This is a genomic window from Aureispira sp. CCB-E, assembly GCF_031326345.1.
In the GTDB taxonomy this organism is placed as follows: Bacteria; Bacteroidota; Bacteroidia; order Chitinophagales; family Saprospiraceae; genus Aureispira.
The window spans coordinates 4,574,059-4,592,341 of record NZ_CP133671.1 but is presented as its reverse complement, the minus strand read 5'-3'; the positions used below and the strand labels follow the sequence as shown (position 1 = coordinate 4,592,341).

General features: G+C 35.6%; 16 protein-coding genes. 9 read left to right on the top strand and 7 right to left on the bottom strand.

Annotation, left to right across the window (positions count from 1 at the left end; genetic code table 11):
* Window positions 1-97: 97 nt before the first annotated feature.
* From QP953_RS17850 to QP953_RS17840, 3 genes are all read left to right on the top strand, one after another.
* The gene (locus QP953_RS17850) at window positions 98-658 is read left to right on the top strand and encodes a DUF4476 domain-containing protein (RefSeq protein WP_309552176.1); all 561 of its coding nucleotides are present in this window, start codon (window positions 98-100) and stop codon (window positions 656-658) included.
* 534 nt (window positions 659-1,192) lie between these two features.
* Complete coding sequence (locus QP953_RS17845; protein ID WP_052597381.1) at window positions 1,193-1,975, top strand: hypothetical protein; 783 nt, start codon at window positions 1,193-1,195, stop codon at window positions 1,973-1,975.
* Between the two features lie 19 nt (window positions 1,976-1,994).
* Window positions 1,995-3,737, top strand: coding sequence for a hypothetical protein (locus QP953_RS17840; protein ID WP_309552174.1), 1,743 nt, complete (start codon window positions 1,995-1,997; stop codon window positions 3,735-3,737).
* Window positions 3,738-3,972: 235 nt separating this feature from the next.
* Here the strand turns inward: QP953_RS17840 and ffh are convergent, their stop codons facing one another.
* Window positions 3,973-5,313, bottom strand: a complete 1,341-nt coding sequence (gene ffh, locus QP953_RS17835) for a signal recognition particle protein (protein ID WP_309552173.1) — start codon at window positions 5,311-5,313, stop codon at window positions 3,973-3,975.
* A 386-nt stretch (window positions 5,314-5,699) separates the two neighbouring features.
* Between ffh and QP953_RS17830 the strand changes: the two genes are divergently transcribed.
* The 3 genes from QP953_RS17830 to QP953_RS17820 all read left to right on the top strand — a co-directional run bounded on the left by QP953_RS17830 (window position 5,700) and on the right by QP953_RS17820 (window position 8,354).
* Entirely contained in the window at window positions 5,700-6,368 is a 669-nt protein-coding gene (locus tag QP953_RS17830; protein ID WP_309552171.1) for a VOC family protein, read from the top strand.
* 194 nt (window positions 6,369-6,562) lie between these two features.
* The gene (locus QP953_RS17825) at window positions 6,563-7,537 is read left to right on the top strand and encodes a hypothetical protein (protein ID WP_052597372.1); all 975 of its coding nucleotides are present in this window, start codon (window positions 6,563-6,565) and stop codon (window positions 7,535-7,537) included.
* 49 nt (window positions 7,538-7,586) lie between these two features.
* Window positions 7,587-8,354, top strand: a complete 768-nt coding sequence (locus QP953_RS17820) for a hypothetical protein (protein WP_309552169.1) — start codon at window positions 7,587-7,589, stop codon at window positions 8,352-8,354.
* 45 nt (window positions 8,355-8,399) lie between these two features.
* On the opposite strand, the gene QP953_RS17815 is transcribed toward QP953_RS17820, so the two are convergent.
* The 5 genes from QP953_RS17815 to QP953_RS17795 all read right to left on the bottom strand — a co-directional run bounded on the left by QP953_RS17815 (window position 8,400) and on the right by QP953_RS17795 (window position 12,815).
* Window positions 8,400-8,774, bottom strand: coding sequence for a VOC family protein (locus QP953_RS17815; RefSeq protein ID WP_052597368.1), 375 nt, complete (start codon window positions 8,772-8,774; stop codon window positions 8,400-8,402).
* A 36-nt stretch (window positions 8,775-8,810) separates the two neighbouring features.
* Complete coding sequence (locus QP953_RS17810; protein ID WP_052597366.1) at window positions 8,811-10,532, bottom strand: dynamin family protein; 1,722 nt, start codon at window positions 10,530-10,532, stop codon at window positions 8,811-8,813.
* A 65-nt stretch (window positions 10,533-10,597) separates the two neighbouring features.
* Entirely contained in the window at window positions 10,598-11,230 is a 633-nt protein-coding gene (locus QP953_RS17805; protein ID WP_052597364.1) for an MOSC domain-containing protein, read from the bottom strand.
* A 294-nt stretch (window positions 11,231-11,524) separates the two neighbouring features.
* Entirely contained in the window at window positions 11,525-12,532 is a 1,008-nt protein-coding gene (locus tag QP953_RS17800; RefSeq protein WP_309552168.1) for a hypothetical protein, read from the bottom strand.
* Window positions 12,516-12,815, bottom strand: a complete 300-nt coding sequence (locus QP953_RS17795; RefSeq protein ID WP_309552167.1) for a hypothetical protein — start codon at window positions 12,813-12,815, stop codon at window positions 12,516-12,518. Before QP953_RS17795 ends, QP953_RS17800 begins: the two co-directional genes overlap by 17 nt.
* A 372-nt stretch (window positions 12,816-13,187) precedes the next feature.
* Between QP953_RS17795 and QP953_RS17790 the strand changes: the two genes are divergently transcribed.
* The 3 genes from QP953_RS17790 (at window position 13,188) to QP953_RS17780 (ending at window position 15,987) form a co-directional block, all read left to right on the top strand.
* Window positions 13,188-14,423: a T9SS type A sorting domain-containing protein gene (locus tag QP953_RS17790; RefSeq protein WP_309552166.1), complete on the top strand. Its 1,236-nt coding sequence runs from the start codon at window positions 13,188-13,190 to the stop codon at window positions 14,421-14,423.
* 75 nt (window positions 14,424-14,498) lie between these two features.
* On the top strand, window positions 14,499-15,515 hold the full coding sequence (locus QP953_RS17785; protein ID WP_052597357.1) for a low specificity L-threonine aldolase: 1,017 nt from the start codon (window positions 14,499-14,501) through the stop codon (window positions 15,513-15,515).
* A 292-nt stretch (window positions 15,516-15,807) separates the two neighbouring features.
* Window positions 15,808-15,987 carry a hypothetical protein gene (locus QP953_RS17780; RefSeq protein WP_052597355.1) on the top strand — a complete coding sequence of 60 codons (180 nt, stop codon included), beginning with the start codon at window positions 15,808-15,810 and terminating at the stop codon, window positions 15,985-15,987.
* Between the two features lie 92 nt (window positions 15,988-16,079).
* Here the strand turns inward: QP953_RS17780 and QP953_RS17775 are convergent, their stop codons facing one another.
* Window positions 16,080-18,098, bottom strand: a complete 2,019-nt coding sequence (locus QP953_RS17775) for an NADPH-dependent 2,4-dienoyl-CoA reductase (protein ID WP_052597352.1) — start codon at window positions 18,096-18,098, stop codon at window positions 16,080-16,082.
* Window positions 18,099-18,283: the final 185 nt, after the last annotated feature.

The window sequence follows — 18,283 nt, the reverse complement described above, 5'->3', positions numbered from 1 at the left end:
CCACGAAGTAGCAGCGAACCGAGCTATGCGAGCTCACGACCGTAGGGAGTAACAAAGCTAACTACTAAAACTAAATTAAGTAACGATAAAAAATAATATGAAAAGAACAATAGGAATTTTTTTGATGGGATTGTTACTCGTAGGATGCGAAGGCAATGGTACGATTTCGGGAGAAATGAGTGGCAAATACGAATCTACAACAACACATTCTTATACAGAGAAAGTGAATGGGAAAACGGTCAAAGAGACCAATTCTAAAACAACTTCTAGCGGTGGTTTTGAAAATGATTTTAATGTGGTGATAGGAAATGGAGATACAACATTGGCACAAAATGAAATTCCAGTTTTAAATCCTAAAATTAGTTGCACAAAGCAGTTGAGTCTAGAGGATGTGGAGGTCTTAAAAACGAAAGTTAGCCAAGCGCATTTGGATAAAAATAGAGTATTAACGGCTAAAATTTTAATCAATGATTGGTGCTTAACTTCCAATCAGGTAAGAGATGTTTTAGCCTTGTTTACAATGGATAAATATCGGTTGGAATTTGCAAAATTTGCTTATGGTCATGTCACCGATAGAATTAATTATGGTCGTGTCAAAGATGCTTTTTCTTTTGATGCTACCAAGCAACTGTTGGATAATTATATCAATACTTTGTAACGAAGAAAAGTTTGGTCTATAAACCTTTTATGGTCGAGGAATAATGTAAAGATTGCCTTGGGTTCTAATAGAATTCAAGGTTTTTTTATTGCTTACAATATAGTAATACTCCGTTGCTTTTTAGTTTTTCTACGAACTTGTAGGCTCACGAAGTAAAAACATAAAAAAGTACCTTGCATTAGTTTATTACATGAGCGCTTTGCTTTTAGTTAGCTGCGCTGCTATTGCGTGGTTTCAAGGGAGTAATGATATAGACAAGCGTTCAATATCCTTATTTAATGGGATTTTACAAAAGTAAAAAAGTTGGTTTCTTATTGTTTTGTAGATGCTTTATCTTTAAAATAGTTATTCGAATAATATATTTATTAACTTATAAGTAATCATCTAGAAAAAAATCTATAAAAATAAGATTCTTTTTTAACTATAATTTTTTATGTCCACTTACTCAAGATAGGCTTAGATGATAACAATACTTCTAAATTTAGTGCTATTGATTAATAATAACTCGATTTATAACCAACTAAAAGAAAATGTATGCGTAATTTATTAATGCTCTTAATGCTAGGGGCTATCTTTTTGGGAGCTTGTTCTCAAGATGATTTTTTTGACAAGCTAAGAAAAGAAACCCCACCTCATGTAGTTCTCAAAACGCTCACCTATTATGGAACACCGATTGTTAATTTGGAGTTTCAACAATACTTAGCGAGAGATTATACCAATCAAATAGATACAGGATCTATTTTACTCAAAGTAAGGAATTTAGATGCTCAACCCATTGATTCCTTAGAAATTACCTTGTTTTTGTACGAACAAGAAAGTCGAACCTCTAATGATTTGGCACAAGCTAAAAAGACAACGTTTTTGATTGCCAATTTGGTAGATTCTACCGTATTGCCTCTTTTCAAAACGGTTACCACCTTAAAAACAGCAGAACATATAGAGGTTTTTTGTACCCAATACAACCGCCAAAATTCATGGAGTGGCTATTATATTGGTCAGGTCGAAGCTTTTGATACCGTCTCAACAGCCACATTGTTAGGAGCGGGGAGTGTATACGGTGTGATTACAGCTGATAATAAGCTAGATTTTAGATTGCCACAATCGCCCCTTAGTACACAACAAATACGAGGAGTGTTCACTACTGATTTTAGTGCTTTTGTTGGGACAGGTTATACCGATTCGGGGGATACCACTGCTCAATTTTCCTTGGATACCTTGACAAGAATCAATGCTGACAACATACAAATCAGTTGGATACATCATCCAAGAAATGCTGCTGACCCTGTTGATAGTTTAAACTTTACATCATTTAATTAACCTCTAACGCCAATTTATTATGAAATATCTAATTATAATAAGCTTATTGTTAGGCTGTATTATCAGTTCCCTAGCGCAAACAACACTCATATCAGGAAGAACCATTTTAATTTCTGATGGAACGAATGATCATGTTTATGAAGCAACCGTAATCCGTACTTCTAAAGACAGATTTCGGGTAGAGATTAAAGATGGAAATGGAGCAGAACAACCCTTTGAAAGCCCTTTTAGATTAAATATATTTACGGCTAAATTTAATGCCGCAGTGTGTGGTCTGCCAGCACCAAGTGTTTGTGCACCAGCCAATAGATCCAATTTGCAAGTGGCGGCAAGTGCTTTGTATCATAATATTGTGATGCTAAATAGCCTAAATCCAGCTGCTGCTACAGGACCCAAAGCAGGCGATTTTAAGGTGCATCAAACGGTTCCTGTGTACGCTACTATTTATGATAATTCTGCGAAGATTAATAGACATTATCCCAATTCATCAAAGGGAGGGGGAATACTCCCTGTTACCACTTCATCTACTATACGTACAAATGTAAAATCAACGACTCCTTTGGCAAAGATAACCCCCAGTACATTTACAGTAAATAAAGTAGAGATAGTTGTTCACAATGGTTTTATCAATGAACTTAGGGCAACTGTATCCATAGGAGGTACGGAGTACCTTTTTACGAATCCTATTCCAATTGGTATTTCATCCAACAGGAATATCAGTAGATTTAACGAATACTATATCCGTTGTCATGATCCCATTCACTATAGGGTAGCAGGTGAAGATCTATTTAAACCTAAAGGCTATGTGGATTATGTAATTAACTTAAAAGATTTGTTAGAATATATCCCTGATTTAACGAGAAATGTGTTGGATAAAAGCCCTCAAAATGGAACCCATATTATTCTAGTGAAGCAAGACCCGACCGTACATACGGTATACAAAGAACCCCTAAGTCGAATCATACAAGCTGCTGTCTTTTCTGATTTTATGGGGATAGAAGAGGACAAGCCCAATGGCTTAATTCAGACAGATATATACCGACGAATCAACTTGCATACAATCCGAAATCAATTGTGGGGAAGTAAAGATATCAATTGGGGGATTTTCCAATATTTACGACCTAATATAACCATATCAAAAGTAGAAGACAAAGAACGAGTTTTGCCGCTAGATTATTTAACCACCACGATTAATGGTCAAGAAAAAACGCATGGATATGCTACCTCCATTGATTTACATTTGTATCAATACATGAGAGTAGGGAGTTTGTTTAATTTGGCATTATTTCAAAATCCTCATTTACATACTACCGTTGAGTTTAATTCTGGGTTTTACTTTGGTTTGGTTCCGTTAAAAGATTCGTTACGATTAAACCCTGTTCGACTCCCCGAAAATAATGAATACACAGCAGTGACATTGGAAACATTTTTGGAAGCCAATATAAAATTTTCGATGGATAAATACTTTGGTTTTAGTATGAGTTATACACCCTTTTTGTTATTGGGTTTGGGGGAATATTACAACCAAGTAAAAGACAGAGATGATTTTAGGAATGACTTGAAACAGGGCGAATTTTGGGATCGTTCTCTGTTAGGAAAAGCAGAGCTATTGGTTTGGTTAAAACCAGCTCCGAATAAAAGCAATGGTAGATTTTTTGGTCGTTACAGGTTCATACACCAATTCACGAATGCCAATTTATATTATCATCAAATTCAAGTCGGTTATTCTTTCTATTTAGAAATTCCGAGACCTAAGAGCTAGAAAAACAAAAGCCTTAAACTCAGAGATAGAGTTTAAGGCTTCTTTTTATATTTTAAGTAAGTGGACAGAAAAAAGTATAGTTAAAAATGTAATTGTTTTTAGTGCTGTTCAAAGAAAAGAATTGAAGTTTTAGCGGGCTAAAACGAGATTTTTTGATGAAGAACAGTGCAAAAAGAATTCTATTTTGCCTATAAATTTTTATGAACGATTACTTATTACAGTTATTGAGATCGAACTAACGTCCAGGGAATTTTGGCATGCTCATTCCACCACCACCTTGGCCTTGCATTTTGCTCATTTGATGCATCATCTTACGCATTTGCTCAAATTGGCGCATAAATTGGTTGACCTCTTCTAGTTTATTTCCAGAACCACGAGCGATACGTTTTTTGCGGCTACCATTGATAATACTAGGGTTTTTACGTTCTTGAGGAGTCATCGAATTGATAATAGCTTCAATTTTGCTAAAGGCATTATCATCAATGTCCAAATTTTTAGCAATTTTGCCCATACCAGGAATCATGCTAATCAAGTTCTTTAAGTTACCCATTTTGCGGATATGGTTCAACTGAGTTTTGAAGTCGTCAAAATCAAATTTGTTCTTTTTGATTTTGCTTTCCAAACGTTTGGCTTCTTTCTCATCGAATTGTTCTTGAGCTTTTTCAACCAAAGAAACAATATCTCCCATACCTAAAATACGCTGAGCCATACGATCAGGGTGGAAGACATCTAATTCATCCATTTTTTCCCCTCTACTAACAAACTTAATTGGCTTGCCAACCGTGTATTTGATAGAAAGTGCCGCACCACCACGAGTATCACCATCCATTTTGGTCAATACAACTCCATCGTAATTAATACGTTCGTTAAAGGCTTTTGCCGTATTAACAGCATCTTGACCTGTCATGGCATCCACAACGAATAATGCTTCAGAAGGATTGATACCATTTTTAACAGCTTCAATTTCATTCATCATTTCTTCGTCTACAGCCAAACGACCCGCTGTATCGACAATAACCACATCAAAGCCCATTTTGGCAGCGTGAGCCACTGCATTTTGAGCAATTTCAACAGGGTTTTTGTTTTCTAATTCTTTATATACCTCTACTCCCACTTGCTCTCCTAAAACAGTTAGCTGAGTGATGGCCGCAGGACGATAAACATCACAAGCAGAAAGTAAAACACGCTTACCTTTTTTTACTTTTAAAAATTTTGCTAATTTACCTGTAAAAGTAGTTTTACCCGAACCTTGTAAACCAGCAATTAAGATAATACCTGGTTTCCCTTTGATATTAATACCTGTTGCTTGACCACCCATTAGTTCGACCAATTCATCGTTAACGATTTTGGTCATTAATTCACCAGGACGAACAGAAGCAAGTACATTTTTAGTTCCCAAAGCTTGCGCCTTGATTTTATCTGTAAATTCTTTGGCAATTTTGTAGTTTACATCGGCACCAACTAAGGCACGACGAATCTCTTTAATGGAGGTAGCGACGTTAATTTCCGTTAGTTTACCGTCTCCTGTCAACGACTTAAAGGCACCTTCTAAACGTTCTGATAAACTGTCAAACATGGTATTTCTTTATTTGATTCTTAATTTTTTTCTATATAAATGCTTACTGAAAACTTGAAAATACTATCTGCCAAATCATTCAAATGTAGGTTGTGATTTTTGTGATAAAACAACTACTTTGAATGCATTTATAAACAATAAAATAGTAAGGAATCAGTATCGACCTGCGAATATACTAAAAATATGAAAAAGTAACTTTATCTGATTGTACTTTTTTATCTTTGAACAAAGTCAATAGCTATCTAGTTTACAAAAACTAAGTGAAACCTACTAAAAAAGACCCGCTGAAGTAGCACTTATCGGCTTTTTTATTTTTTAGAAAAAACAAAGGGCATCTCTGTATTTCAGCAATAATAAATCTATGGAGCGTATCAAAAATACATAAAATGAATTTCAATAAAATAAAGCTTTATAGCGCCAATTTAGCGGCACAAATATCCTTCTATACGCAAACGTTAGGATTTGAGTTGTTAGAAAAAACAGCCAATACGTTTAGCCTAAAAATAGGAAAAACAGTCTTGCAGTTTGTTGAGAAAAGTGGAGCAACCAATTATCATTATGCTTTTAACATTCCGTCCAACAAAGGAGCAGAGGCATTAAAATGGCTTCAACAGCGGGTAAATATTTTGGATTGGCAAGGAATGGATTTAGTTGACTTTTCAGATTGGAATGCTGAGGCAATGTATTTTTATGACAAAGATATGAATATCGTGGAGCTGATTGCCAGAAAAAATTTAAATATGGATAGGAAGGAAGCATTTGGAGTAGATCAAGTACTGGAAGTTAGCGAAATAGGAGTGCCAACCAATGCTGTAAAAGCTGTCTATAAGAGCTTGCTACAAACTTTTCCTATAGAACGCTACAGTGGTGATTTGGCACGTTTTGCGGCTTTGGGTGATGAGCATGGTTTATTTATTGTTATTAATAACAAGCAGAAAAAATGGATTCCTAGAGATGACGAAGCCCACTTTTCGCCTTTTGAAGTACATTTAAAACACCAGAACAGCCACTTTGAACTTCAATACAAAAATGGAATGTTTGTTAGAATTAACTAGGCTTAGAGGAACCAAAGACTATTATTTTCAACCGAATACTAATTATTAAAAAATAGTACTTAAAAATAAAAAAAAGTAACTTATTTTGTATTTTATAAGTGAATTTTAGCCGTTGGAAACCTTTTATTATAGGTTGTTCAGGACAATTAATTGGAGCAGGCATTAAAAAAAAATACAAAAATAGAGATCACTAAATGAGATTATGTTACGTGCTTTTAGTAGCACTTTTTACGATTACCATAGCTTGTGAAGCCCCTCAAGAAGAAGCACTCGATACATCAATACTAGAAACAGTAGCAAAAAAAATAGATACGTCTTTAGTCAAAAAAAAATTAACAAAAGAAGAAACAATAGGTCTGGGCAAACCAATCTGGGGATATCGCTTTGTCTTATTAGGAGATTTTAATGGAGATCATATTCAAGATACCTTGGTAGAACGTCATGTAAATGCAAAAACAAAACAAGAAACCAATAAATTTTTTGAAAACTTGGATATAATGGCTTATCAAGGTGGAAAGATAGAAGATCATGAGTTTTATTCTTATATGGTTAGCAATACCTTAAAAGATACGTTTCCCTTTACGTCTGATTTGGGAGTCGCTTATGCCGAAACAATCGGAGATATTGATGGTGATGGTGCGGATGAAATAGGAGTTGTAGAGTTTCATGCGGATTATTCAAGTGTGAATACCTATAGAATTTATACTTACAAAGATACTTGGAAGCTGTACTATTCTTTTGAAATTAGAGATTGGGAATTTCCTGACTTGCCAGAACACAATATTAGATATGGGTTGTTTGGAGCAATGGGTAAAGTCGTGGTACACGATGTGGATCAAAATAAAGCTCTAGAAGAAGCAATTAAAAATTATCAACGTGTCAAAATAGTCGCTCCAAATACGATTGAATATGCCGCTTTTGATGTTGGAGATTGTGCCATGAATTACATCTACCAAGCATATGAAGACAGCATACTTTGGGTTGTACCTGAGTTTCCAATCAAGGATAAAAGAATTGTTTCTGTTTGGACAGAATATGAATATTATGCTGCAGATGAATTAGAACAAATTAAAACAGGCAAGGAACTACTCGAAATTTGTGATCCTGCTTCTTTGTTTAGACAAAGAGTTCAATTTAAACCAGCTCCAAACACCCATTGGGTACAATAGTGCATCTAGCTTATATGAATGTAATGATTATTTCTAAAAGTTGATGATTTTGAAAATATTACTTTTATTCCTTATCTGTTTACTGGTTAGTTGTCAAAGCCCTGGTTCGCTGGTGCCTGAAATTAGTTACCCTATTTGTATTGATAATGTTAATTTTGATTCTAAAGTACTTGAATATGATGATTATAATCAAATGTTAAAGGGACATATTTTATATATAGGCAAAGAAAAAGATACAATATACATTGATTATCAACCGCCATTTTATATAGGTATCCCGCCTCCGCCGCCACCTCAAGATTTCTTACAAACAGTAACGGTTCAAAAAGATACAATGAAAGATAGTTTGACAAAAAAGTTAACTACTTTAAAACCCAAATGGGATTCCTGTAGATGTTATATGGCAGATTGTAATAGTCAATATGCATCGGTTTTGATAGGTGATACCGTTGATTTGAGAGTTATCGTAGATACCAACCGCCATTTGTTATCCTATAATTATTTGGCAATTAAGAGACAAGCGTTTAAAGCCTATCCTGTTATTATCAAAAATTTAGAAGAAGATACGATAGTTTTTGCAACGCAATATTCTATCCCTTTGGTTCTAGAAGGATATATGGGGAAAAAATGGGAAGAATTAAAAGAGCCTTATCAGTATAGAGGTTGTGGTATGGGGGCAATTTATTGGTTGTTACCACCTAATGAAATTGCTGTTACTACTATTCCAATCTATCAGTGGAAAACACAACGAAAACTTAGAATAAAATTAGGGCAAAACTACTCTTCTACTTTTACGGGCTACATCCATCCTTCATAAACCTATTCTTCGTTTTTCCAAAGCATATTTCTTATGTGAATTGGACTATTTCTCTTGATAAACCACCACCACTCTAAACCCATCAGGGTCTACATAAGTTAGCCCATAGTTATCCCAGTAGGTGTTTTTTGCCTTGACAGAGGGAATCTTGTTGGCTTCAAAATTTGCTTTTATACGTTCCAAATCTTCTACACTTGGCATATAAAAAACCAATAAATCATCCTCGTCTGGATGGTGTTCAGGAGCATCAGAAGATACTGTAAATTCTAGATGCCAATCCAAGCCTTTTTTGCCTAAAAAGACCCCATCATAATCACTATGATTGTTAAAACCACCTAAGATTTCCAGTTCCAAATTTTGAGTGTAAAAATCAACCATAGCTTGCAAATTAGTTGCATGTCGAGCAATTCGGAATTTCATAGTTGTATTGTTTGTATCGGTTACTGAAACGTTGTTTTAACTAAAAATCTTACGTTCAACTTCTTTTAACTCATTTTTGAGTTGGTGCGCAACTTTGTCGTATTCCTTGATTTGGTTGGCTTCTGATTTTAGGTGATAGTCAAAATCGACAAACTGATCGTTGATTTTTAGTTTAATTTGATTAAAATAACTACTTAAATTTTGGGTCAGCGTTTCTTCAAAAAGTACTCGTTTTTGAGCCAAAGCTTCTTTTACATCAGCGATATATTTTCCTTTTTTGCTAAAGGCAATACCGCCAGCCAATAACAAGCCAAGTCCCGTAGCAATGCCCCCAGTAATGTCCAAAACAGAAATTTGAGTAATAAATGTCAAGGCACCACCAACAGCGGCAACACCACCCGCTACATTAACACCTGTATAATCAACCCCATTGCCTTTGACAACTTGATCACCTTTAAAAACAGAAGATTTATCCAAAAAGTCGGTCAAATTTTGCTTGAGAGAATGTACAATTTCATTGCGTTTTTCGTCAATTTTATGAAACATTTCTGTCGGACGAATACGAATGTCCTCCAAAGCATCTAGTTCCTCTTTGACACCAATAACCATATAGGTAATGTCACTTTTAAGGCTATCAACACCACTATCTAAGATTAAATTGGTATCCTTGTTCAAGCGTTCTACATGTTCTTTGTTGACTTTTTCTAGCCATTCTTGGGTACTTTCACCTCCAAAGACAGAGCGAATGGACTTAAAGGTAAAGCTAAAGAATCCAATACCTTTGTTCAATTCCTCCAATGTCTTTTCAGTATTGGCATCATAAGCCGCCAAGCATTTACGGGTTAAATTTTGAATGTTAGACAAAGTGAGCGATTCTTTGCTTTTGATAATGCTAGCGATTCTTTCCCTTGCTTCCGTATCTTTAGCAAATTTTGTTTTGCGCAAATCGAACTCCTGATGAATATCTGCCATGAGCTTTTTAATCACCTTGACATCTTCAATAATTTTATTTAGAGCAGCATTTTTTAAAACATCACTATTGATATAATCTCGAATGGGAGCAAAACCACTTTCAGCAGTTTTGCCTTCGTCTTCTAATTTAGAAGAGGTAACATATATCAATGGATTTTCAATGTTTTCGTTAATGGCGTACTTGGTTAGAATGTTCTTATAGTTGATCTTTTCTTCCTCGCTGTAACGGTCGGCTTTGGTAAGAACAAAAACTACTTTTTTAGACCATTCGCCTTTTATTTTTTGAAACAAATCCCAAGCAGATTGTACGTGGATGTTGTCCAATTGAAAAACAAACAAGACCAAATTACATTTAGGAATGAAGCGTTCTGTAATCACTTGATGATCTAGTTCTCTACTGTTGGTGCCAGGCGTATCAACTACCGTAATTTCTTTTAGAATGTCCGCGGGAAACTGACGTGTTGTAATGCGTTCGTGTGTATCTTGAGTCAATGTTTCTTGTTCGCCATAGATGATTTTTTGTACATCTTGCGTACAAATTTCATGGCTAGTGGCACAGATAGGGCTACCCAACAAAGCATTGACAAAACTACTTTTGCCTGCATTTACTTCTCCAACAATGACAAACAAAAAGTTTTCATTAATATTATCAATTTGCCCTTTTAAAATTTCTCTAGTTTCTTTACTAGCACCAAATTCTCTAGCAGCTACTAGAAGATTGGAGCCCATTAATTTTAAGGAGGCTTTTAACTCTTTTATATGTTGACTGACTTCTATTTTGCTCATAGTTTGTTGTGATTATAACCATAATGGGGTATAAGGTAAGGAAACTATACGATTCTCCAAAGGGATTATAGAAAGGACAAAAAGTTTTTTCTAATCCCATTGGGCAGGAGTGGGATATCCAAGATTTTTTCAAGCAAAACTTTATCTTTTCCCTTACTTACAAAAGTATTGACAAGGTCTTGGATAGAAATAGCGTAAGGAGAAGACTCTATCAACTTAATTGTGTCTCCAGCCTCCAAAGTCCCTTCTTCTAAGACGCGAAAATAAATGCCATAACGTTTGAAATTATAAAACAAACTCGTCATATCTTCCCGATCAAAGCAAATATTTAATTTAAAACACGGAATTCTAGGCTGAGTAGCTTGAATGACCACCGAACCAATTTGGTAAATGTTCCCAATTAAAACTTGTGTTTCATCCAATCCCTCTGTACTCAGATTTTCCCCAAAAAGACCAAAAGACCACTCGTCTCGATGAAGTTGCTTTTTCCAAGCTTCGTAATGTGATAGGTCATAACTATAAATAGCTTTGTCTCTACCACCATGATAACGAAGGTCTGCTTGTTGGTCTCCTACTATATTCAAGAAAGAAACCGATTGTTTACCATGAATAGGTTGTTTAAAAATACTAGTTTGAACAGTTTTTCCTTTCCAAGTAAGCGTTTGAGGTTGTCCTACATTTAATGATATTAATTTCATGCAATAATTTGTTTAAAAAATCCAACAATAGTTAGCTGCGCTGCTACTGCGTGGTCATTGAAAAACTTTATTAGTTTGATAATTAATAAGTTGTGAATTTACTATGTTTTGTGTTAAAATTTTGATTATCAACTGCGCAGCACTTACGAAGTACCACGAAGTAGCAGCGCAGCTAAACTAGTATAAATGTGATTTTTTATCTTTTGGGTAACTAAGTTTGCGATCTCACGAGCGCAGCGAGCTAAAAAAGTAAAAAATCAACGAACTACTAATCCAAGGAGTATAACTAATATTTTATTCCCAAATAAGTGAAAAATCTAAGTTTTCCCCAGCCGTTTTTAAGTGATAAACTTCTTGTTTTTCAAATGCCATCCAAAATGCTTCCCATGCTTCTTTTGTTAATAATAATGCAAAACCATCCTCAAGCATTCGACTAGAATTTTCGGATTGTTCGCCAATTAATACCAACATACAACCACTAATAACCGTACCATTGCTATTAGGAAGGGTAATGGCTTCTGGTGTATTGGGAGCAAAAGACCAAGTTAGACAAGCATCTGCCTCTGCTGCCAAGGATGGTAAGATGCCAATTGGCACAGGTCCCGACAAGGCATCTGGAGGAAAGTCAATTTTTAAAGAGGTAGAAATTTTTAAATAGATGTGATTGTTATTTAACATGGTAACAGTCGCTTCTCTCAAATTGACCCGATTGACACGCAATAACAAACTATCCTGAAGTTCTTTAATTAACAAGTTTTCCCGATGATGGTCTGTCCAGTAAGGAAATGGATAATAGCGGGCTTGTTTGCCTAGCATAGATAAAATTCTAAGGGCTCCAAAATCTTGAACTGCTTGCACTTCTTCTAAAGTTAATAGAATCATACTGAGGCAATTTTGGGGAAGTTTGGATTGCAAATGCAATGGCGCAGGGGCATATACAATGCCTTTCCATCCCCACATATCTTTACTGCCAAATTGTGTAATATCACCCTCTTTGACAATGCGCCCTTGTTGTGCTAATTGATAGACTTGGGCTAGAAAAAATAGAGGATCTTGTGGGATATTTGACACATCAATTTGATTGGTTTTTAGAACAAAAAACAATTCTTGTTGCCCCACTGATGTTAGCCCTTTGCTAAGATAAGACAGAGCATTAAGGTTGCTGTTACCCATACTTTTAGGGATTTGATGCTCGTCAACAATAACGGATAGCTGATTTGGGACAACTTCTATAGTTATAGGAAAATGATCATTGGTTGCCTTCCCTTTAAATTTGGATAGTAGTTTATTTATAAATTTCATAAGTTGAATGGTTGTTTTCTAGTTCAAGAATATTTTGCCAAAGTAAAAATGGAGCAACGCTTGCATCAAAACCCAATTCTTGATAGGTAAGATATAATGAGGAATAATCTGCAATGGCACCAATTCTAGCAACAATTTTTGATGGCTCATTTATACGAGGTCGAGAAACTGAAAAAAGAGGTGTGAATTGAAAATCATATGCTCGAATGTTCGTGGTTTGATTGGCAAGCCAAAGTTTTTTTTCAAGGCAAAAAAAGTCTGTTTTCTTTAAATCTTGTTTCATGAGTTAATTTGGATATTGAATGTGTGTTTTCTATATGTAATAAACATTTTCTGTCAAATAAGGAAGATAAACTAAGTAATCTATTTAGACATACTTTTTTAGTAATGATGTATTTGGTACCATTTAATGATAGATGATTGATTGTAAGAAAAAAATCAGCCAATGATAGATACGTATAATAGTTGAAAAAAAGGATAAACAAGATTCTTTTTTTGTTGTAGAAAAAAAACAATACAAAGGTTACTATTGTATTGCATAGAATCAGTTAAATGTAAAGTGTTTTTTATTAAAAACGAAAAACACACAGCGCATGAATTAATCAACAACCAAGAAGTAGCAGCACAGCTAACTACTAAGTTAATAGTAATAGCAATGAAAACAAGTCTTTCTTTTATCTTAATTTTTGCATTTTTAATAAAAGCACAAAGTCAAAATTTGGTTCCAGACCCTAGTTTTGAAAATTCAGGTTGTGCAACTGGCAATATCAGACTACCTTGGCAGCGACCAACTGGTTCTACAACTACTCCTGATTTATTTAATGTCTGTGGTTTCCCCTCAACAGCAAGCTGTGCTTCAAAAGGAATCCCTGTCAATATGGGAGGTAGCACCAATCCTGCTCATAGTGGCAATGCTTATGCTGGAATTGTAGATGTATATGATTTGGGTGCTCCCAATGGTAGAGAGTATTTGCAAGTACGGTTAACAAGCCCATTAGCAGCAGGCCAACGATATAATATTGGATTTTGGATATTAAGACCCGATTCTACCAAATATGCCACCAACGGTAAAGGCATGTATCTTTCTTCGAGTCAGACGCCTCAAGCAGGAAATCAATTTATTAATGTGGTTCCGCAAGTAGTTTCAGGGGTAGTCTCAGATGCCAATAATTGGACGTTGGTCAGTGGCATTTATACTGCTTCGGGAGGAGAAGAGTGGTTGACGATTGGTAATTTTTATGATGATGCAACAACAACCATTCAATTAACAGGAACTGCGGCTACCAATGGTTGTATATTAATAAATCGAGCGGCCTACTATTTTATAGATGATGTATTTGTTGAAGCTCACATTGTGCTTCCATTGAAACAATTTCAAGTCAAAAAAAGAGGGGTGATGACAAGCTTGCTATCTTGGGAAGTGTCTAATATAGAATCATACCAAGAGATACACATCCAAAGAGGTTCAGACGGAATTCATTTTGAAACCATCGCAACATTAGAAGAATTAAAGTCATTGCAAGAATGGGAGGATAATAATCCTTTGAGTGGAGCGAATTATTACCGTCTAGAGATGGTCTTAAAAGCAGAAATTATAGAACATTCTGCTATAAAAGTCTTGAATCATTCAACATCAAATATGGTTATTAATGTTTATCCAAATCCATTTGTCCATCAAATAGAGGTTAAATTTGAGGAAGACATTGCGCTTGAAGCGTTAGAAATAGAGTTATGGAATAGTCTTGGAGAGTGTATGCCAATTCATTTATCTGAGGTATACCAAAATCAAAAAGTAAAGCTTGAGGTTCCAGAAACACTTCCCAAAGGGATGTATTGGTTGCGACTAACAAATGGAAGAAATATAACGTGCCACAAGGTTTTAAAAGATTAGTTCTATAGTTGTGACTACTGTGATGAAGTCGTATCTTTAAGTTGTCAAAAAAAATTGCAAAACAAAATAAAAATAATGATCGACTTAAGGAGTGATACGGTGACTCGACCTTCATTGGCAATGAAACAAATTATGTTAGAAGCACCAGTAGGAGATGATGTGTTTGGTGATGATCCTTCTATTAATGCGTTAGAAGCTTATGTTTCTGATTTGTTTGGTATGGAAGCAGCTGTTTTTTGTCCTTCAGGGACAATGACAAATCAAATTGCCATTAAAATAAATAGTAATGCGCCTGGGGAGTTAATCTGTGATCAGTTGTCGCATATTTACAAGTACGAAGGTGGTGGAATTGGGTTTAATTCAGGCTTAGCAACGCATCTTTTAGAAGGCAAACAGGGACGGTTGACCGCAGAACAAATAGAAGCAGCAATTCAGCCAGATGACCCACATTTTCCTGAAACACAATTGGTGAGTTTAGAAAATACTTGTAACAAAGGAGGTGGAACAATGTACGATATAGAAGAAATAAGAAAAATTAGACAACTTTGTAAAAGGAGAGGGTTGAAGTTGCATTTAGATGGAGCTAGAGTTTTTAACGCTATTGTTGAGTCAGATTATACGGCTCAAGATTTAGGAGCGGAGTTTGATACCATTTCTGTTTGTTTGTCCAAAGGTTTGGGAGCGCCAGTAGGTTCGGTGTTACTTGGAACAAAAGAAAGCATTAAAAAGGCTAGGCGAATTCGAAAAATATTTGGAGGTGGGATGCGCCAAGCGGGTAGCTTGGCTGCTGCTGCAAGTTTTGCCTTAAAAAACAATATTGAACGATTGAAGGAAGATCATGCTAGAGCAAAAACTTTAGGAGAAACCTTAGAAAAGTGTTCTTTTGTTAAGGATGTATTGCCAGTGTATACCAATATAGTAGTATTTGAGGTGAGGGAAGATTTGTCTCATATAGACGTAATTAATAAATTGCAAAATAAGGGAGTAAGAACGGTTGCTTTTGGTCCTCAACAAATTCGCTTGGTGACACATCTTGATTTTACAGAGCATCATTTGGATCAGACGCTTACAGTACTTCAAGAACTTTATTAAAAACTGCCTTAGGACACTGTTAAGTGATTTTCTGCTATTTTTAGAGCGTACTCAGAATGCTTAAAAATAGCATTTTATTTTACTTATAGATCGCCTTTTAATTACTTTTTAAAACACTTTTACAGCCTGAAACACCCTAATAACCGACTTTTAGAGCGATTTTTTAAAAAAAAAGGGTGTGTGTTTTGGATATTTTAGATGTTATTGTACATTTGCTTTCCCTTGAAAAAGGATTTTTTTAAAAACACCTTTGTAATATTCATTTATTGCAAAAGAAAACAAAGAAACTGTAATGGACAAATTTAATGAATTAAAAGGCATCGTTGATGCTTTAGAAGCTGATTTTGGAAAATTCTACAATGACAACAATAATGCTGCTGGTACTCGTGTACGTAAAGGTATGCAAGAAATCAAAACTCTTGCTCAAAGCATCCGTCTTGAAGTACAAGAGATCAAAAACAAAGCAAAATAAGCATTGTATATTGACCACACTTAGTGATACTCAAAAAAAACCGTTGATAGCAATTGTTATCAACGGTTTTTTTGTTTTAGTAGTTGGTAAAGTTAAATTTTAGCAGCTAATCGAGCGCCTTGGTTAATTGCTCGTTTGGCGTCTAGTTCTGCAGCAACATCAGCCCCTCCAATGAGGTGTACTTTTGCCCCAGCAGCTTCCAAAGGAGCATATAAGGTTTTTAATGGTAGTTGCCCAGCGCATATAATGACGTTATCAACTTCCAATATTTGCGGTTTTTCATCAATGGTAACATGTAGTCCTTGATCATCAATCTTTTGATAGGATACCCCATTAAGCATTTGTACTTTCTTTTTCTTGAGGCTTGCACGATGCCCAAAACCAGTTGTTTTGCCCAAGCCACCACCTACTTTTTTCTTCTTTCGTTGGAGTAAATAAATTTCTCTAGGAGAAGGGTGTACTTCTGGAGCGGTAAGTCCTGCACGACTTTCTAAGGTCATGTCTACACCCCATTCACTCATATAAGTAGGAATGTCAACACTAGGCGCAACACCTTCGTGCGACAAATATTCAGCTACATCAAATCCAATTCCACCAGCACCAATAATCGCAACCCTGTTTCCAACAGGCTTCTTGTCTCTTAGTACTTCGATGTAAGTTAATGTTTTGGGATGATTTTCTCCTTCTAGTTGAATGACTCTTGGACTAATCCCTGTTGCTAGAATTATTTCATCAAAATTGCCAATCAAATCTTCAGCACTTACTTTAGTATTTAATTTAAGATGAACACCAGTCAACTCTATCTGACGTTTAAAGTATCGAATTGTTTCGTAAAATTCCTCTTTGCCAGGAATTTGTTTCGCCATATTAAATTGTCCACCTATTTCATGGCTCGCATCAAATAGGGTAACTTGGTGTCCTCGACGAGCGGCAACAGTAGAGGCTGATAAGCCCGCAGGACCAGCGCCTACAACAGCGATTTTCTTTTTGTTATTGGTTGGTAGATAGTTGAGTTCTGTTTCATGACCAGCGCGTGGGTTGACTAAGCAAGAAACTTTCTTTTGTTCAAAGACATGGTCTAAACAGGCTTGATTACAAGCAATACAAGTATTAATTTCGTCCTCTCTTCCTTCCATTGTCTTTAGAACAATCTCTGGGTCTGCCAAAAAAGGGCGGGCCATAGAAACCATGTCTGCTTTCCCTTCGGCAAGGATACTTTCGGCAACACTAGGCATATTGATACGATTGGTTGCAATTAAAGGGATAGAAACTTCTCCTTTCATCTTTTCGGTAACCCAAGCAAAAGCTGCTCTTGGAACCCTAGTAGATATGGTGGGAACACGTGCTTCGTGCCAGCCAATACCCGTATTAATAATAGTAACGCCTGCTTCTTCTAAGCCTTTTGCTAGTTGAACAATTTCTTCCCATGTAGATCCTCCTTCAACTAAATCAAGCATCGATAATCTAAATATGATGATAAAGTTTTTGCCAACACGTGCTCTGGTTTTTCGAACAATTTCTAGTGCAAAGCGGATGCGATTTTCATAACTGCCGCCCCATTTATCTGTTCTTTTGTTGGTTCGAGCAGCGATAAATTGATTGATGAGATAGCCTTCAGAACCCATAATTTCTACACCATCATACCCCGCTTGTTGTGCTAAATAAGCAGAATTAGCATAGTCGTTAATCGTCCAATTAATCATGAAATTGGGCAACTTCCATGCTTTAAACATAGAAATCGGAGATTTGGTAGAAGAAGCAGAAACACAATAAGGAACATAAGCATATCGTCCTGCATGTAGAATTTGCATGCAAATTTTGCCCCCTTCCTTGTGTACCGCGTCTGTAACTACTTTATGATGTGCAATTTGAGATTTTTTCTTTAGTTGAGCAGCTAATGGTTTGACAACACCAGCGTGATTGGGAGAGATACCTCCTGTAACAATAAGTCCAACTTGTCCGCGGGCACGTTCTGCAAAATAAGCAGCCAATACTTTGGGGTCTCCTTCTTCTAACCCTGTATGCATAGAACCCATAAGAACTCTGTTTTTAAGGGTGGTAAATCCTAAGTCTAAAGGGGCTAGCAAATGCGGATATTTTTCCTTTGTCATAATAGTAAATTATAAATTGATTGATTTTGGTCAAACTCACCTTATCTAAAAAAAGAAACCTATTGAAGTTGTTTTTGAAGATTAGAATGAATAGGTAGCAATATAAATAATAAAGTTTAATCAAACGATTGTTTGGTAAAAAAACAAGATGAATTTCTATCTATTCTATTTTTAGCAAAATCTAA

What these genes read in the sequence shown, in the direction of transcription:
- QP953_RS17850 (WP_309552176.1), top strand. Translation starts at nt 98, where the DNA reads ATGAAAAGAACAATAGGAATTTTTTTGATGGGATTGTTACTCGTAGGA.
- QP953_RS17845 (WP_052597381.1), top strand. Translation starts at nt 1,193, where the DNA reads ATGCGTAATTTATTAATGCTCTTAATGCTAGGGGCTATCTTTTTGGGA.
- QP953_RS17840 (WP_309552174.1), top strand. Translation starts at nt 1,995, where the DNA reads ATGAAATATCTAATTATAATAAGCTTATTGTTAGGCTGTATTATCAGT.
- ffh (WP_309552173.1), bottom strand. Translation starts at nt 5,313, where the DNA reads ATGTTTGACAGTTTATCAGAACGTTTAGAAGGTGCCTTTAAGTCGTTG.
- QP953_RS17830 (WP_309552171.1), top strand. Translation starts at nt 5,700, where the DNA reads ATGAATTTCAATAAAATAAAGCTTTATAGCGCCAATTTAGCGGCACAA.
- QP953_RS17825 (WP_052597372.1), top strand. Translation starts at nt 6,563, where the DNA reads ATGAGATTATGTTACGTGCTTTTAGTAGCACTTTTTACGATTACCATA.
- QP953_RS17815 (WP_052597368.1), bottom strand. Translation starts at nt 8,774, where the DNA reads ATGAAATTCCGAATTGCTCGACATGCAACTAATTTGCAAGCTATGGTT.
- QP953_RS17810 (WP_052597366.1), bottom strand. Translation starts at nt 10,532, where the DNA reads ATGAGCAAAATAGAAGTCAGTCAACATATAAAAGAGTTAAAAGCCTCC.
- QP953_RS17805 (WP_052597364.1), bottom strand. Translation starts at nt 11,230, where the DNA reads ATGAAATTAATATCATTAAATGTAGGACAACCTCAAACGCTTACTTGG.
- QP953_RS17800 (WP_309552168.1), bottom strand. Translation starts at nt 12,532, where the DNA reads ATGAAATTTATAAATAAACTACTATCCAAATTTAAAGGGAAGGCAACC.
- QP953_RS17795 (WP_309552167.1), bottom strand. Translation starts at nt 12,815, where the DNA reads ATGAAACAAGATTTAAAGAAAACAGACTTTTTTTGCCTTGAAAAAAAA.
- QP953_RS17790 (WP_309552166.1), top strand. Translation starts at nt 13,188, where the DNA reads ATGAAAACAAGTCTTTCTTTTATCTTAATTTTTGCATTTTTAATAAAA.
- QP953_RS17785 (WP_052597357.1), top strand. Translation starts at nt 14,499, where the DNA reads ATGATCGACTTAAGGAGTGATACGGTGACTCGACCTTCATTGGCAATG.
- QP953_RS17780 (WP_052597355.1), top strand. Translation starts at nt 15,808, where the DNA reads ATGGACAAATTTAATGAATTAAAAGGCATCGTTGATGCTTTAGAAGCT.
- QP953_RS17775 (WP_052597352.1), bottom strand. Translation starts at nt 18,098, where the DNA reads ATGACAAAGGAAAAATATCCGCATTTGCTAGCCCCTTTAGACTTAGGA.